Origin of the sequence: Streptomyces chartreusis NRRL 3882 (assembly GCF_900236475.1) — a bacterium.
GTDB lineage: Bacteria > Actinomycetota > Actinomycetes > Streptomycetales > Streptomycetaceae > Streptomyces > Streptomyces chartreusis_D.
In genome coordinates this window covers 1,557,685-1,571,363 of record NZ_LT963352.1, presented here as the reverse complement: position 1 = coordinate 1,571,363, position 13,679 = coordinate 1,557,685, and the positions used below count along the sequence as shown (strand labels likewise).

At 71.3% G+C, this 13,679-nt stretch carries 15 protein-coding genes; 2 read left to right on the top strand and 13 right to left on the bottom strand.

Annotated features, from left to right (window positions below; translation table 11 throughout):
- Nucleotides 1-76: 76 nt before the first annotated feature.
- From SCNRRL3882_RS07055 to SCNRRL3882_RS07035, 5 genes are all read right to left on the bottom strand, one after another.
- Nucleotides 77-2,179 carry a catalase gene (locus SCNRRL3882_RS07055; RefSeq protein WP_010038686.1) on the bottom strand — a complete coding sequence of 701 codons (2,103 nt, stop codon included), beginning with the start codon at nt 2,177-2,179 and terminating at the stop codon, nt 77-79.
- A complete protein-coding gene (locus tag SCNRRL3882_RS07050) occupies nt 2,179-2,721 on the bottom strand; it encodes a type 1 glutamine amidotransferase domain-containing protein (RefSeq protein ID WP_010038682.1) in 543 nt (180 codons plus the stop codon). The genes SCNRRL3882_RS07055 and SCNRRL3882_RS07050 overlap by 1 nt, the downstream gene beginning before the upstream one ends.
- A 5-nt stretch (nt 2,722-2,726) precedes the next feature.
- Entirely contained in the window at nt 2,727-3,401 is a 675-nt protein-coding gene (locus SCNRRL3882_RS07045; RefSeq protein ID WP_010038681.1) for a hypothetical protein, read from the bottom strand.
- Nucleotides 3,398-3,829: a CBS domain-containing protein gene (locus SCNRRL3882_RS07040; protein ID WP_010038679.1), complete on the bottom strand. Its 432-nt coding sequence runs from the start codon at nt 3,827-3,829 to the stop codon at nt 3,398-3,400. Before SCNRRL3882_RS07040 ends, SCNRRL3882_RS07045 begins: the two co-directional genes overlap by 4 nt.
- 84 nt (nt 3,830-3,913) lie before the next feature.
- Nucleotides 3,914-4,315, bottom strand: coding sequence for a DUF2795 domain-containing protein (locus SCNRRL3882_RS07035; protein WP_010038676.1), 402 nt, complete (start codon nt 4,313-4,315; stop codon nt 3,914-3,916).
- 160 nt (nt 4,316-4,475) lie between these two features.
- Here SCNRRL3882_RS07035 and SCNRRL3882_RS41070 point away from each other — a divergent pair, with 160 nt between their 5' ends.
- Nucleotides 4,476-4,652, top strand: a complete 177-nt coding sequence (locus SCNRRL3882_RS41070) for a hypothetical protein (RefSeq protein WP_173937228.1) — start codon at nt 4,476-4,478, stop codon at nt 4,650-4,652.
- An 18-nt stretch (nt 4,653-4,670) separates the two neighbouring features.
- On the opposite strand, the gene SCNRRL3882_RS07030 is transcribed toward SCNRRL3882_RS41070, so the two are convergent.
- From SCNRRL3882_RS07030 to SCNRRL3882_RS07000, 7 genes are all read right to left on the bottom strand, one after another.
- On the bottom strand, nt 4,671-5,483 hold the full coding sequence (locus tag SCNRRL3882_RS07030) for an SDR family NAD(P)-dependent oxidoreductase (RefSeq protein ID WP_010038674.1): 813 nt from the start codon (nt 5,481-5,483) through the stop codon (nt 4,671-4,673).
- Nucleotides 5,480-6,451 carry a fumarylacetoacetate hydrolase family protein gene (locus tag SCNRRL3882_RS07025; RefSeq protein WP_010038672.1) on the bottom strand — a complete coding sequence of 324 codons (972 nt, stop codon included), beginning with the start codon at nt 6,449-6,451 and terminating at the stop codon, nt 5,480-5,482. Before SCNRRL3882_RS07025 ends, SCNRRL3882_RS07030 begins: the two co-directional genes overlap by 4 nt.
- Before the next feature lie 105 nt (nt 6,452-6,556).
- Nucleotides 6,557-7,489, bottom strand: coding sequence for a VOC family protein (locus SCNRRL3882_RS07020; RefSeq protein ID WP_010038670.1), 933 nt, complete (start codon nt 7,487-7,489; stop codon nt 6,557-6,559).
- 4 nt (nt 7,490-7,493) lie between these two features.
- Nucleotides 7,494-8,570, bottom strand: coding sequence for an amidohydrolase family protein (locus SCNRRL3882_RS07015; protein ID WP_010038668.1), 1,077 nt, complete (start codon nt 8,568-8,570; stop codon nt 7,494-7,496).
- On the bottom strand, nt 8,567-9,688 hold the full coding sequence (locus tag SCNRRL3882_RS07010; RefSeq protein ID WP_010038666.1) for an FAD-dependent oxidoreductase: 1,122 nt from the start codon (nt 9,686-9,688) through the stop codon (nt 8,567-8,569). Before SCNRRL3882_RS07010 ends, SCNRRL3882_RS07015 begins: the two co-directional genes overlap by 4 nt.
- Nucleotides 9,689-9,711: 23 nt before the next feature.
- A complete protein-coding gene (locus tag SCNRRL3882_RS07005) occupies nt 9,712-10,683 on the bottom strand; it encodes a cyclase family protein (protein WP_010038664.1) in 972 nt (323 codons plus the stop codon).
- Nucleotides 10,680-11,678 carry a fumarylacetoacetate hydrolase family protein gene (locus SCNRRL3882_RS07000; RefSeq protein WP_029181092.1) on the bottom strand — a complete coding sequence of 333 codons (999 nt, stop codon included), beginning with the start codon at nt 11,676-11,678 and terminating at the stop codon, nt 10,680-10,682. Before SCNRRL3882_RS07000 ends, SCNRRL3882_RS07005 begins: the two co-directional genes overlap by 4 nt.
- A 130-nt stretch (nt 11,679-11,808) precedes the next feature.
- Between SCNRRL3882_RS07000 and SCNRRL3882_RS06995 the strand changes: the two genes are divergently transcribed.
- On the top strand, nt 11,809-12,750 hold the full coding sequence (locus SCNRRL3882_RS06995) for a LysR family transcriptional regulator (RefSeq protein ID WP_010038661.1): 942 nt from the start codon (nt 11,809-11,811) through the stop codon (nt 12,748-12,750).
- Between the two features lie 200 nt (nt 12,751-12,950).
- On the opposite strand, the gene SCNRRL3882_RS06990 is transcribed toward SCNRRL3882_RS06995, so the two are convergent.
- Nucleotides 12,951-13,586 (bottom strand): TetR/AcrR family transcriptional regulator, encoded by a 636-nt coding sequence (locus SCNRRL3882_RS06990; protein ID WP_173937227.1) that lies wholly within the window; start codon nt 13,584-13,586, stop codon nt 12,951-12,953.
- Nucleotides 13,587-13,679 lie beyond the last annotated feature (93 nt).

The following is a 13,679-nucleotide window of genomic DNA, read 5'->3' as shown; positions in this document are numbered from 1 at the left end:
CGGACCGCACCCCCACAAGCGCGGCCCGGCCCGGCCCCCCGGTCTGGTTCCCGGACCCTCGGCCCGGCCGTTCAGCTCAGCGGCGCACCGGCCCCCGCCCCCAGTGCCGGTGCGCCGCGATCACGTCCACGAACGCGTTCAGGAACTCCTCGCTCGCCGGGCCCGGCGAGGTGTCCGTCACCACGCCCTGGTCCGCGACCACGCGCTGGAACTCCGTCGACAGCCTCAGCCCCTCGGGCTCCAGCGCCGACAGGACGCCCACGCCCGAGCCGAGCGCACCCACCGGCTTGCCGTGGCGGTAGGCGTCCCGCACGAACCGCACCGCGTCCGGGTCGGCCGCCGTCGGCGGGGTGCCGACGGGCCCGCCGGGCAGCAGCACGGCGTCGTACAGCACGGACGCCACGGTCGGCAGCGCCCGGTCGACCGTGTACGTCTCACCGTCGGACCCGGTGATCGTCCCGTCCGTCGCGGCCAGCGCCTCGACGACCGCCCCCTCGGCGGCCAGCCGCTCCCGCACGGAGGTGATCTGCTCGGCGTCCACCCCGTCCGTGACGAGCACCGCGATCTGCCGGGTCCGGATCGAACCGTCCCCGCGCAGCGACTCCAGGCTGAGCGCGGGGGAGGCCGACTTGGACGCAGCCTCCGCGGCGGCCGGCTCCGGCACCCCGACACCCCGCGCCACCTGCACCGCCAGCTCCCCGTCGACCTTGGCCAGGTGCTCGACCGTACGCGCCCGCACGGTCATCGCGCCCACCTTGCCGAGCTCGAACCGGAAGGCCTCGACGATGTGCTGCTTCTCCCAGTCCGCCATGCTGTTCCAGAACATCGCCGGCTGGCTGTAGTGGTCCTGGAAGCTGGGACTGCGGCGCCGGATCTTGTGGCCGTCCACCCGTTCGGCGTAATGCGTGTAGGCGCTCCCCCCGGCGCCCGCGTGGGCCGGGCAGCCCCCGCCGAGCGAATTCGGGAAGTAGTTCGTGCCGGAGTGGATCGCGCTCTGGTGGTAGCCGTCGCGCTGGTTGTTGCGCACCGGCGCGACCGGCCGGTTCACCGGCAGCTGCGAGAAATTGGGCCCGCCGAGCCGGATCAGCTGGGTGTCCAGGTAGGAGAAGTTCCGCGCCTGGAGCAGCGGGTCGTTGGTGAAGTCGATGCCGGGGACGACGTTCGCCGTGTGGAAGGCGACCTGCTCGGTCTCCGCGAAGAAGTTCTCCGGGTTGCGGTCCAGCACCATCCGGCCGATCGGCCGCACCGGCACCTGCTCCTCCGGGATGATCTTCGTCGGGTCGAGCAGATCGAAGTCGAACGCGAACTCGTCCTCCTCCGGCACGAGTTGCACGCCGAGCTCCCACTCGGGGTACTCGCCTGCCTCGATCGCGTCCCACAGGTCACGCCGGTTGAAGTCCGGGTCGCGGCCCTGGCACTCCTGCGCCTCGTCCCACACCAGCGAGTGCACGCCGAGCCGCGGCTTCCAGTGGAACTTCACGAACGTGCCCTTGCCGTCCGCGTTGACGAACCGGAAGGTGTGCACGCCGAAGCCCTGCATCATGCGGTAGCTGCGCGGGATCGCCCGGTCCGACATCAGCCACATGATCGCGTGCAGCGTCTCGGGCTGGAGCGACACGAAGTCCCACAGGGTGTCGTGCGCGGACGCGCCCGTCGGGATGTCGTTGTGCGGCTCGGGCTTCACCGCGTGCACGAAGTCGGGGAACTTGACGCCGTCCTGGATGAAGAAGACCGGGAAGTTGTTCCCGACCAGGTCGTAGTTGCCCTCCGACGTGTAGAACTTGGTCGCGAAGCCGCGCACGTCCCGCACGGTGTCCGCCGAGCCCTTCGGGCCCTGCACGGTCGAGAACCGCACGAACACGGGGGTCCGCACGGCCGGGTCCTGGAGGAACGCCGCACGGGTGAACTCCGCGCAGGACTCGTACGGTTCGAAATAGCCGTACGCGCCCGCGCCCCGCGCGTGCACCACCCGTTCCGGGATCCGCTCGTGGTCGAAGCGGGTGAGCTTCTCCCGGAAGTGGAAGTCCTCCATCAGCGTCGGGCCGCGCTCGCCCGCCGCCAGGGAGTCGTCGGTGTGGTCGACCTCGACGCCCTGGTCGGTGGTGAGCGGCCCGCCGGCCGGATCGTCCGCCCTGAACGCCTCGCGCTGCTCCTGCTTCCGGTCGGCGGGAGAGGCCATCAGGCGGCCTCCTCGGCGAAGACGTCGAGGAAGGTCTCGCAGAACGCCTTCAGGTCGTCCGGCTTACGGCTGGTGACCAGCTTGTTGGCCCCGTGGTCACAGACCTTCACCTGCTCGTCCACCCAGGTGCCGCCCGCGTTGCGGATGTCGGTCTGCAGGCTCGGCCACGAGGTCAGCACCCGGCCGCGTACGACGTCCGCCTCGACCAGCGTCCACGGCGCGTGACAGATCGCGGCCACGGGGCGGCCCTGCTCGAAGAAGTCCCGGACGAACGCGACGGCCTTGCCGTCCATCCGCAGGAAGTCCGGGTTGGCCACGCCGCCCGGCAGCACCAGAGCACCGAACGAGCCCGGCGCGGTCTCGCCCACGACCTCGTCCACGGGGAAGGTGTCCGCCTTGTCGAGGTGGTGGAACGCCTGGATCTCCCCCTGCTTCGTCGACACCAGCACGGGCTCGTGCCCGGCGTCCTTCGCGGCCTGCCACGGATCGGTCAGCTCGACCTGCTCGACGCCCTCGGGCGCCACCAGAAATGCGATGCGCATGATGCTCAACGTCCTTTCCCGGAGCGGTCGGCGCTCCAGCGCGCCGCGTCGCTCCTCGCGTTCTTCTCGTTCTTGCGGTGCCTGCGGCCCGTGCGCACGCACCGCAGCAACTCCTCGCCGTACGGCAGCAGCACGCAGGTGCCGATCGCCGCGGCGATGCCCGCCAGATAGCCGCGTGACAGCGGCCGCCGGCGCGGCACCAGCCGCCACGCGTCGGGGTCCCCGCGACCGCCGTGCAACAGCGACTTCACCTGGTCGGCGTGCAGGCACATCAGGGAGGCCAGCGCCCCGAACGGCAGCGACTCCAGAAAGCTGTGGATGTGCTGCTCGACCGGCTTGACCTCCCGGTCGCTCTCGACGGCCGTACGGACGTCCCACAGCGCCGTCGCCTCGTGCACCGCGGCCCCGCCCAGCTGCACGCTCAGCAGCAGCGGGTTGACCTCGTAGCGCAGCGTCAGCGCGATCGGGATGCCGACCTCGGCCATCATCAGCGAGTGGATCAACGACTCCTTGGTGCCCGCGGTCTCCTCGATACGGGTCCGCCGGTGCATCACCCAGTCGGCCACCCCGGGCACGAACCAGCTGGGCAGCAGCCCGTACAGCAGATAGCGGGTCGTGGCGTCACCGACGTCGACGGTGACGCCGGTGGCGCTGATCTCCTTCGCCTGGTCGGCGCTCACGTGTCACCTCGGGCGTCCGGCTCGGCGCGGCTGATGTCGGCGAGCGCGGACGCGGGGTCCTCGGCCTCGGCCAGATCGCCGAGGCTCACCATTCCCACCGGCAGCCCGTTCTCCACCACCGGCAGCCGGCGCACCGCGTGCTCGCGCATCAGCGTGGCCGCGGTCGTCACCCGGTCGCCCGGCGTCACCGTCACCGGATCCGGTGTGCACACCGACTGCACGCTCACCGTCATCGGGTCGGCACCGTCGGCCACCGCCCGCACCGTGATGTCACGGTCGGTGAGCACGCCGATCACGTCCTGTCCCTCGGCCACCACCACGTCGCCGATGTTCTGCGTGCGCATCAGCTGCGCCGCCTCGACCAGCGAGGCGTCCGGGCGTACGGCGACCACACCCGGGGTCATCACGTCCTTCACCAACTCGGCCATCACTCGGAGCCCTCCCTCCGTTTCCCCGTTCGGAGGGGGCACCGTGGGCGGGCGGGCCCGCTCACGGTGCCCCCGGCGCGGTCCCTACGCGTACTCCTCCGGTCCGGTCTCACGGGCCCGGACCAGGGCCTGGGCCAGCTCCTGGACATTGCCGTAGCGCTCCTGGCGCGGCAGCCGCTCCAGGGCCTCGACGAGGGCGTCGGGCGCCTGGTGGCCGCGCAACTCGCGGGCCAGGTCGCGCGCGCTCGCCGGGAACGCCCTGCGGCCCAGGATCCGGGCCAGCTCCAGGCGGACCGACTCCAGGGACGTCGGCGCACGGCTCGGCGTCACCGGCCCGTGCGCGACCTCGGGGTCGTCCTCGGCGGCCGGCTCCGGGTCGTGCCACTCCTCACTGCGGGTGGGGTGCCCGGACCTGAGCAGCCCCTGGAGTTCATGCTTCATCTCGTCGTCACGGTGGACGCTCAGCCGGTCGCTGCCTCGCTGCATGTCTCCCTCCAGACGTTCGGGGGTCCGCACCGCGTACCCGAACCCCGCGAGCCGACACGGGTTCGGCACGCCCGATCGGTGCCCTCCGCACTGGTTTGCGCCACGGCCTGCGGGAGACCCGGATCACACCCCCCCACACATCCCTGGGGAAGGACACGCCATGGCGATGCTCGCTGTGCTGCTTCCGCTGCTCCTGCTCGGAGTGGTGCTGCTGCTGGGCCGTTACGAGGAGCTGCTGCTGCCGCAGGACGACGACACCGGCCGGCGCGAACCGGCCGGTGTGCCCTCCGCGGCGGCTGTCGGACGACGGGAGAGAATGCAGTCGCCGATGCTGTGACCTGGGGAATGAACTCACTCACCCGACTGCCCGGGGAGGGGACACCCGGGCTGGAGGGCCTATCGGGCTCGGCCGCGTTCGGGCAGTGGTGACGGCCAGAGCGTCCGAGATGGACTTGACGCCGCCGTGCGCGGTGAGTCCGCCGTCGACCGGGATCTCGGCGCCGGTGATGAAGGAGGACTCGTCGGACAGGAGGAAGACCACGAGCGGGGTGATCTCGTCCACCGTGCCGGTGCGGCCGAGCGGGGTCTCGTGGATGTTCGCCTCGCGGAAGGCGGGGGCGGCGGAGGCGGTCATCTCGGTCTCGATGAAGCCGGGGTGGATCGTGTTGACGCGGATGCCGCGCGGGCCGAGCTCCGTGGCCGCCGTCTTCGACAGGCCGCGCAGTGCCCATTTGCTGGTCGTGTAGGCGACCGGGTAGTGGCCGCTGAGCGCGGCGGTGGAGCCGACGTTGACGATGGACGAGCCGGGCGGCATCAGCGGCGTCAGGTGCTGGATGCCCAGCAGCGGGCCGGTGACGTTGACGGCGTGGACGCGGGCGAAGTCGTCGGGGGTCACTTCGTCGAGGCGGGCGCGCCAGGTGATGCCCGCGTTGTTGACCAGGCCGTGCACCTGGCCGTACGACTCCCTCACTTCGGCGGCCAGCTCCGCCCAGTGCTCCTCGTCGGTGACGTCGAGGCGGCGGCAGCCGGGGGCCTCGGTCACGTCGGTGGCGATGACGCGGGCGCCTTCGCGGGTCAGGGCCTCGGCCTCGGCGGCGCCCTGGCCGCGCGCGGCGCCGGTGACGACGACGACCTTGCCGACGAGCCTCTCGGGGCGCAGGTCGTTCACGGCCGCTCCCGGCTGCGGCGGCGGGCGGTCGGCAGCGGCTCCGGATCCCTGCCCGCGACCACGGTGTTGGAGACGGTGCCGATGCCCTCCACGGTGAGGGTGACGGTGTCTCCCGGCTTCAGCGGGGGCGGGGACTGCTCGCCCCGGACGCCCCACAGCTCGGCGAGGCAGCCGCCGTTGCCGCAGGTGCCGGAGCCGAGCACGTCGCCGGGGCGGACGACGGTGCCGCGTGAGGCGTAGGCGGCCATCTCCTCGAAGGTCCAGCTCATGTTGGACAGCAGGTCCTCGCCGACGACCTCGCCGTTCACCGAGGCGGTCAGCGCCAGGCGCAGAAAGCCGTCGGTGTCGCGGTACGGCTCCAGCTCGTCGGCGGTGACCAGGTACGGGCCGAGGGTGGCGGCCGTGTCCTTGCCCTTGCACGGGCCGAGGCGGACCTGCATCTCGCGGGACTGCAGGTCGCGGGCCGACCAGTCGTTGAAGACCGTGTAGCCGATGATGTGGTCCCGTGCCTGCTCGGGCGCCAGGTCACGCCCCTCCCGGCCGATGACGGCGGCGACCTCCAGCTCGAAGTCGAGGACGTCGCTGCCCGGCGGCACGGGCACGTCGTCGTGGGCGCCGATGACGGCGTACGGGTTGGTGAAGTAGAACGTCGGGGCGTCGTACCAGGCTTCGGGCACCCCGCCGACGCCGTCCACGGACCGCCGTACCCCTTCGACGTGTTCCTCGAAGGTGACGAAGTCCCGCACGGTGGGCGGCTGAAGCGGTGGGAGCAGCCGCACCTCGGAGACATGCGGGACCGGCGGGACGTCCAGCGCGGCGGCGCCGGCACGCAGGAGCGTGTCGAGTCCGTCGCCGGAGCGGATCAGCTCAGTGAGCGAGCGCGCGCCGGGAACGGGGTGGAGGGTGCCGTCCTCCTCGACGACGGCGACCCGGCGCTGGTGTCGGTGTTCATAGGTGGCGAAACGCATGCACGGCTCCAGGCTCCGGCGGTCTTCGACAGCGGTGGGAACCGGGGACGCGGCAAGGGCGTCAGGGCGGTGACAGGGCCACCGCGTCCCCGGGGTTCGAGGGGATCAGACCGGCGGGGCTACGAAGCAGCCGCGGTCGACGTCGTTGAACGACTCCTTGGCGACCAGTTCGTTCATGGGATTGGCGGTGCCCCACTGGTCGGAGACCTCGGGCTGGGAGAAGTCGTAGACGTGGGGGTGCCAGGTGTCCTCGTCCAGCAGCTCCAGTTCCGTCGTGTACTCGACCGTGTTGCCCTGCGGGTCCAGGAAGTAGGTGAAGGTGTTGTCGCCCGCCAGGTGCCGGCCAGGGCCCCAGATCTTGCGGAAGCCGGCCCGAAGCACCCGTCCGGAGCCCCGCATGTACTCGTCCAGGCCGCGCATCTCGAAGGAGACATGGTGCAGGGCAGTGTGCGGCCCTTGGGCGATGGCCATGGAGTGGTGCTGGTTGCTGATGCGCATGAAGTGCATCGCTTCGCCCATCTTCGGATGCATCAGCGTGTCGGAGAGCCGGAACCCGAGGTGACGCTCGTACCACTGCCGAGTGCGGTTCAGATCGGGGGAGTTGAGGACGACGTGCGACAGCTTGACCGGGATGGCCTCCTTCTCCTCGATCTTGCGGTGCTGCCGGACCTCGACGTCCGCAGAGACCTCGATGGTGCGTCCGTCGACGTCGAAGAAGCGGAAGCCGTAGCCGCCACCGGGTGTGTCGATCTTGTCCGGCTGGGAGATCAACTGCACTCCTCCCGCGAGGAGTTGTTCGGCGAGGGTGTCCACGTCCCCCGCGCTCGCGGCGCCGTACGAGACGAGGTCGAGGCGCTTCTCCTCGGCCTTGCGCAGCCGCACCACGTACTGTTCGGGGCTGCCCTCGGCGGCCAGGAACGAGATCCCGGAGTCCTCGGCGACCTTGGTCAGGCCCCACACCCCGGAGTAGAAGTCGAGCTGCTTGTCGTAGTCGGGCACGGCGAGGTCGACGTGTCGCAGATGTGTGAGCAGACGCATGATGTCAGTCCTTCCGAAGGAGGGCGGCGGCATTGCCGCCTCGTACGGCATGGAAGTCCGGGTCGGACAGCCCCGCCGCGCGCAGTGCGCCGACGGGATCCTCGGTGCCCATGTCGAAGGGGAAGTCGGAGCCGAGCAGCACACGGTCGGCGCCGACCGCGCCGATCAGCGCCCGCAGTACCTGCGGGTCGTGGACCAGGGAGTCGAAGTACAGGCGCTTGAGGTAGCTGCTGGGCACGTGGGCGCAGCCCGCGCCCGCGTCGGAGCGGGCCGACCAGGCGTGGTCGGAGCGACCGATGTGGGTGGGCAGGTAGCCGCCCCCGTGCGCGGCGATCAGCTTCAGTTCCGGGTGCCTGTCCAGCACCCCGGAGAAGATCAGGTGCGAGAGCGCGACGGCGTTCTCGGTGGGCTGCCCGACGGTGTTGGACAGGTACCACTGGTCCAGGCGCTCGTCGAGCGTGCAGCCGAAGGGGTGCAGGAAGAGGATCGCGCCCGTCTCCTCGGCCCGGGTCCAGAAGGGTTCGTACGCCGGATCCGACAGCTCCCGGCCCGGCGCGTGCGAGGAGATTTCGACGCCCGACAGGCCCATGCCGACGGCGAATTCGAGCGCGCGCACCGCCGATTCCGGGTGCTGCAGGGGGACGAGGCCCAGACCGTGCAGCCGGCCGGGCGCCTGGGCGCAGTGGGCGGCCGTCGCCTCGCCCGCGAGCCGGTACACCTTCTCCGCCGTCTCCTCGTCCGCCCAGTAGTGGTAGTGCGAGGGCGACGGGCTGACCAACTGGACGTCCACACCCTGCGCGTCCATCGCGGCCAGTCGTACGGCGACGTCCGTCAGCCTCGGGATGCGCTCGGCGACCATGGGGCCGCTGACGGCCAGGGCCGCGGGCCCGTTGCGGCGGGCGTCGAGGGCCCTGGCCTCCGCCAGGCCCGGCAGGTCGGCCACCAGGGCCTCGACTTCCGGGATCAGGACGTGCGCGTGTACGTCGACAGTCGGTGAAGTGCGCGCGTCGGCGCTCGGCGAGGGGCGGTGGTCGGTCCGGGGGCGGCTCCCCGCGGTAGCCGGGGGCGGGTGGGCCGTCACGGCAGCTCCTTGAGCACCGGCAGGGTGGCGTCCAGCAGCCCGGGCACGTCACCGGGCACGCCGTCGAGCTGCCACTGCCCGATCTGCACGGACGCTTCGACGACCATCCGGACCCGGTCGATCCGCCGCTCGTAGTAGCGCGTGAGCAGTTCCTCGTCCCACGCGGATCCGCTGGTCAGCAGCTGGGACAGCACCCACGCGTCCTCCATGGCCATCGCCGCGCCCTGGGCCATCGTGGGCGGGCAGCAGTGCGCGGCGTCGCCGACGAGGACGACCCGGCCCCGGTGCCAGGACCCCTCGACCAGCATCCGGTCGAACCAGGTGTAGTTCACCTGCGCCGGGTCGGTGATCGAGTCACGGATCTCGTCCCAGGCACCGCCGTAGCCCTCGGCGAGGCGGCGCATCTCCTGCGCGTAGGACTCGGGCGGGATCGTGTCGCGGTCGCGGCCGGCTTCCACCAGATAGGCGTAGATCGTGTCCTCGCTGGTGGGCGTGTAGCCGGCGATGTAGCAGGGTCCTCCGTGGGAGAGGACGCTGCACTCCACTCCGGCCGGGCGGGGCGCCGGGACACGCCAGATGGCCATGCCGGTCGGCTCGGGTTTGACGTCGATGCCTATGGCGGCGCGGGTCGCGGAGTGCAGGCCGTCGGCGGCCACGACGAGGTCGTAGCGGCCCTCGGTGCCGTCACTGAACCGGACGGTCGCTGACGTGTCGTCCTCGGTGAGGATCTCGGCGGTGGTGCCGAGCCGGACGTTCGCGCCGGATGCCCGGACGGCGTCGACGAGGATGCGCTGGAGCTCCGGGCGCTGCATGCCCAGGGTGGCGGGGAGGTCGTCTCCGCCGGTGCGCAGGACCTCGCCGACGTGCAGCACGGTGCCGTCGGGCGTCGTCAGCCCCAGGGCGTCGAAGCCGAAGCCGTGCTCGCGGACCTCGTCCCAGACGCCGATCTCGCGCAGCACGCGCAGGGCGTTGCCCTGAAGGGTGATGCCGGAGCCGCGTACGTTCCAGTCCGGCCTGACCTCGACGAGGTCGACGTCGATGCCGGCCCGCCGCAGCAGCACGGTCATGACGTTGCCGGAGGTGCCCCCTCCGATGACCAGGACTCTCTTTCCTTCCATGGCCAACTCCTTTGTTGGGCAGGTCACTTGACGGCGACCGGATTGACGGGGGAGCCGACGGCTCCGGTGATGGGCAGGGGCGCGGCGGTGAGCCAGAACGCGTACACGCCGTCGCGGGCGCAGTCGTCCGCGAGGGCGTCGGGGTCCCACATCTCGCCGATCAGCAGGCCCATGTTGGGGATGGCGACCTGGTGCAGCGGCTGGAAGGCGCCGTCGAACTCGTTCGGCCGTACCTCGAAGCCCCAGGTGTCGGTGGCGATGGCGGCGATCTCGCTCGCGTGCAGCCAGCCGGCCGTGGTGAAGGACAGACCGGGGGAGTCTCCGCCCGCGTAGTCGCCCCAGCCTTCGCGGCGGGCTCGCGCCAGCCGCCCGGTCCGGACGACGACGATGTCCCCGCGGCCGACGGCCACGCCGTGCGCCTCGGCCGTCGCGGTCAGGTGTTCCTCGGTGATCGCGAAACCGTCCGGCAGTTCTCCGCGTTCGTCACCGATCACCCGGCCGACGTCGAGGAGGACTCCGCGGCCGGCGACGTACGGCGCCATGTGCTCGATGCCGGTGACCAGATCGCCGTCGGAGGTGACGACCTTCTCGGCCGCCCGCCCGTTCCACGCCTTGCCGTGGTCGAAGATGTGCCCGAGCCCGTCCCACTGGGTGGAGCACTGCAGCGGCATCGCGATCACGTCGTCGGCGCCGCCGATGCCGTGCGGAAAGCCCTGGTTGCCCAGCGCCGCGTCCGTTCCCGTGTCGAGCATGGTGTGGACGGGGTTGGTGCGGCGGCGCCAGCCCTTCTGCGGCCCGTTCATGTCGAACCGCTGAGACAGCGAGAAGCTGACGCCCCGGCGGACCAGTGCCGCACCCTCGCGGCGCTTGGCCGCGTCGAGGAAGTTCAGCGTGCCGAGGACGTCGTCCTCACCCCAACGCCCCCAGTTGGAGTACCGATTGGCGGCCTCGGCGATCGCGGCCTCGGCATCCGTGGGGTCGGGCGGGGCCGTCACGACGCGGTCCTCTCCGCGACGCAGCGGGTGCGCTGCGCGCCCAGACCCGTGATGACGCCCTCCATGACGTCGCCGTCGCGCAGCAGCCGTCCCCAGTGCATGCCGTTGCCGGCCGGGCTGCCGGTGAGCACCAGGTCGCCGGGCAGGAGCCGGGAGGTCCGGGAGATGTACGACACCAGCCGCGCGATGCCGAAGAGCATGTCCTTGGTGGACTCGTCCTGCATGGTCTCGCCGTTGAGCTTCAGCGTGACCCGCAGGTCACCCGGGTCGGCGATCGACCCGGCGGGCACGATCCACGGGCCGAGCGGGGTGAAACCGGGAGCGTTCTTGCAGCGCAGCCAGTCGGTGCCGATGGCCTTCATGTCCCGGCGGAAGACGGTGGCGCGGTCGGTGAGGTCGTTGGCGATGGTGTAGCCGGCCACGTACTCCAGGGCCTCCTCGACCGTCACCCGGTAGGCGGGCCTGGCGATGACGGCCGCCAACTCCAGCTCCCAGTCCGGTTGTTCGGCCCAGTCCGGGAGTACGACGTCGTCGAAGGGGCCGGTGATCGCGCTCGGCAGACCGATGAACACGTACGGCAGGTCCTCGGCCGCCCGCCGGTCCATGACCGCGGCGATCTGCGCGCGCGCCTCCTCCACGGTGCGGGGGTCGTCGGGGGCGCGGTGGGCGACCTCCAGGTCGATCACGTGCTGCCGGTAGTTGGCGCCGGACTGGAAGACCTGGCGGGGCTCGACCGGCGCGTGCACCCGCAGGTGCTCCAACGGCCGCCAGTCGGCCGTCTCGTCGGCCGCGAGCGCGTGCAGGCGAGGGAGCATCTCGTCCCAGCGCTCGAGGATCCCCCGGGCCGTCAGGGCCGGCTCTCCGAGGGCCGTCGGAAGGTCCAGCACGCGCCCCCCGGGGATCACAAGACCGGGGAAAGACGCCTGGTCAGGGGCGGAGAGGACGCCAAGGGCGAAGGGTCCGGAGAAGGACGCGGAAGCGGCTGCGGGTTTCACGGGAATGTCCTCCAGATTGCGGTGCGACCAATGTGACCCTCGCCGCGTAATCTGGGAAATAGATTCTTTAGATGTTGATCATCCACGGTGCAAATGCTGCCGCCCCAAGCGGCCTCGCTCTGGAGGCGTCGTGTCCCTCTCCGGCCTCGATCTCAATCTCGTCCTGTCCCTGCGGGCCCTGCTGGAGGAACGCAACGTCACCCGCGCCGGGCAGCGCGTCGGGCTCAGTCAGCCGGCGATGAGCGCGGCCCTGGCCCGCCTGCGCCGCCACTTCGACGACGACCTGCTCTCGCGCGTCGGCAGGCAGTACGAACTGACCGCCCTCGGCCGCGCTCTGCTGGACCGCACCTCGACCGCCTGCGACCTGCTGGAGCGGGTCTTCAGCAGCAGGGCCGACTTCTCCCCGGGCAGCGAGGAGCACGAGTTCACCCTGCTCACCTCCGACTACGCCCTCGCCGTGTTCGGCGCCGAGCTCGCCCGGACCGTGCACGCCGAGGCCCCGGGGGTACGACTGCGCTTCCAGCGGACGCCCATCGACGTCACGGAGGACACGGCACCGCTGCTCAGCACGGCCGACGGGCTGCTGATGCCGCGCGGCATCATCGGTGGTTTCCCCGCCGTCGACCTGTTCACCGACCGCTGGGCCTTCCTGGTCGCCGAGACGAACGACGAGGTCGGCGACCAGCTGACCATGGACGACCTGGCACGGCTGCCCTGGGTCATCTACCAGCGCGCCTACGACGCTCCGGCCGCCCGGCAGCTGAGCATGCTCGGTGTCGATCCCCGCGTGGAGATCTCCGTCGACAGCTTCCAGACGCTGCCCTTCCTGGTCGCCGGCACCCGCCGGATCGCCCTGGTACAGCAGCGCCTGGCCGAGCTGCTGCGCGGCGTGGCCGCCGTACGCCTCATGGAACCCCCCTACGCAGCGGTCCCCCTCCAGGAGGCACTGTGGTGGCACCCGGTGCACACCCACGACGCGGCCCACATCTGGCTGCGCGAGACCGCGGCCCGGGTGGGAGCGGAGCTGGCCGCCTCCCAGCCCGGCCGTATCACCACGGCCGCACCGAGATAGCGGGCCCGTGCTGGTGCCTGTCTGCCCAGCCTGAGCGCCGTGCTCATCGCTGCTGGCCCCCTTCGCCGGCGTCCTCGTCGACTCGGCCGCAAACGCCTGCTCGTCGTCTCGACCGTGGCGTCGTCGCCCGAAGGGCTGCCGCGTGCCGGGCGTCGCGCGGCAGGCGCCACTTTTCGCAACCAGCCCCAGGGGCAGGGCGGTCAGTCGAGGTCGGGGAGGGGGCGCCGAGCGACCTCGTGGGCGTCGTCCGCCGGCAGACCCAGCATGCGCAGGACCATCTCGGCGAGGTTCACCGCGGCCTCGTCGCCGTCCACCTCGGGGCGGGCGAAACGCAGCTCCACGAGGGACAGCAGGGTTCCGCCCAACGCGGACAGGGCGACCGTCGGGTCGACGGCGGTGAAACGGCCGGAGGCGATACCGACCTGGAGATCGCGCAGCGCCCGGCGAGCCAGTCCGTTGTCCGAGTGGATGTGACCGAGGCCGCGGCGGCGCAGGACCTGCATCAGCTCCGGGTGGGAAACGGCCATCCGGGCGCTGAGCCGGAAGCCCGCCGCGACGAGTTCGGCCGGATCGTCGATCCCCGCAAGGCGCTCGTCGAAGTTCTGGCCGAACTCCTCCAGAGCGTCCACCACGGCTGCCTCGAACAGCTCCGTCTTCGACTCGAAGTGGTTGTAGAAGGAGCCGAAACCCACATCCGCGCGCTCGGCGATCGCCTGGATGCTGGCGTTCGTGTCCCCGGTCTCGGCGAGTATCTGCCGGGCCGCTCGCACGAGAGCCCTGCGGGTCTCCGCGCGACGCCGCTCGAACCGGTTGCTGGGCAGGGCTGACGTAGACATGCGCAGAGTCTAACCGTCGGACGATGGCGATAGCAGTCCTGATGGATTCATCATTTCCTGCCGCGAACCTCTTGACGACGGAACTGTCAAACC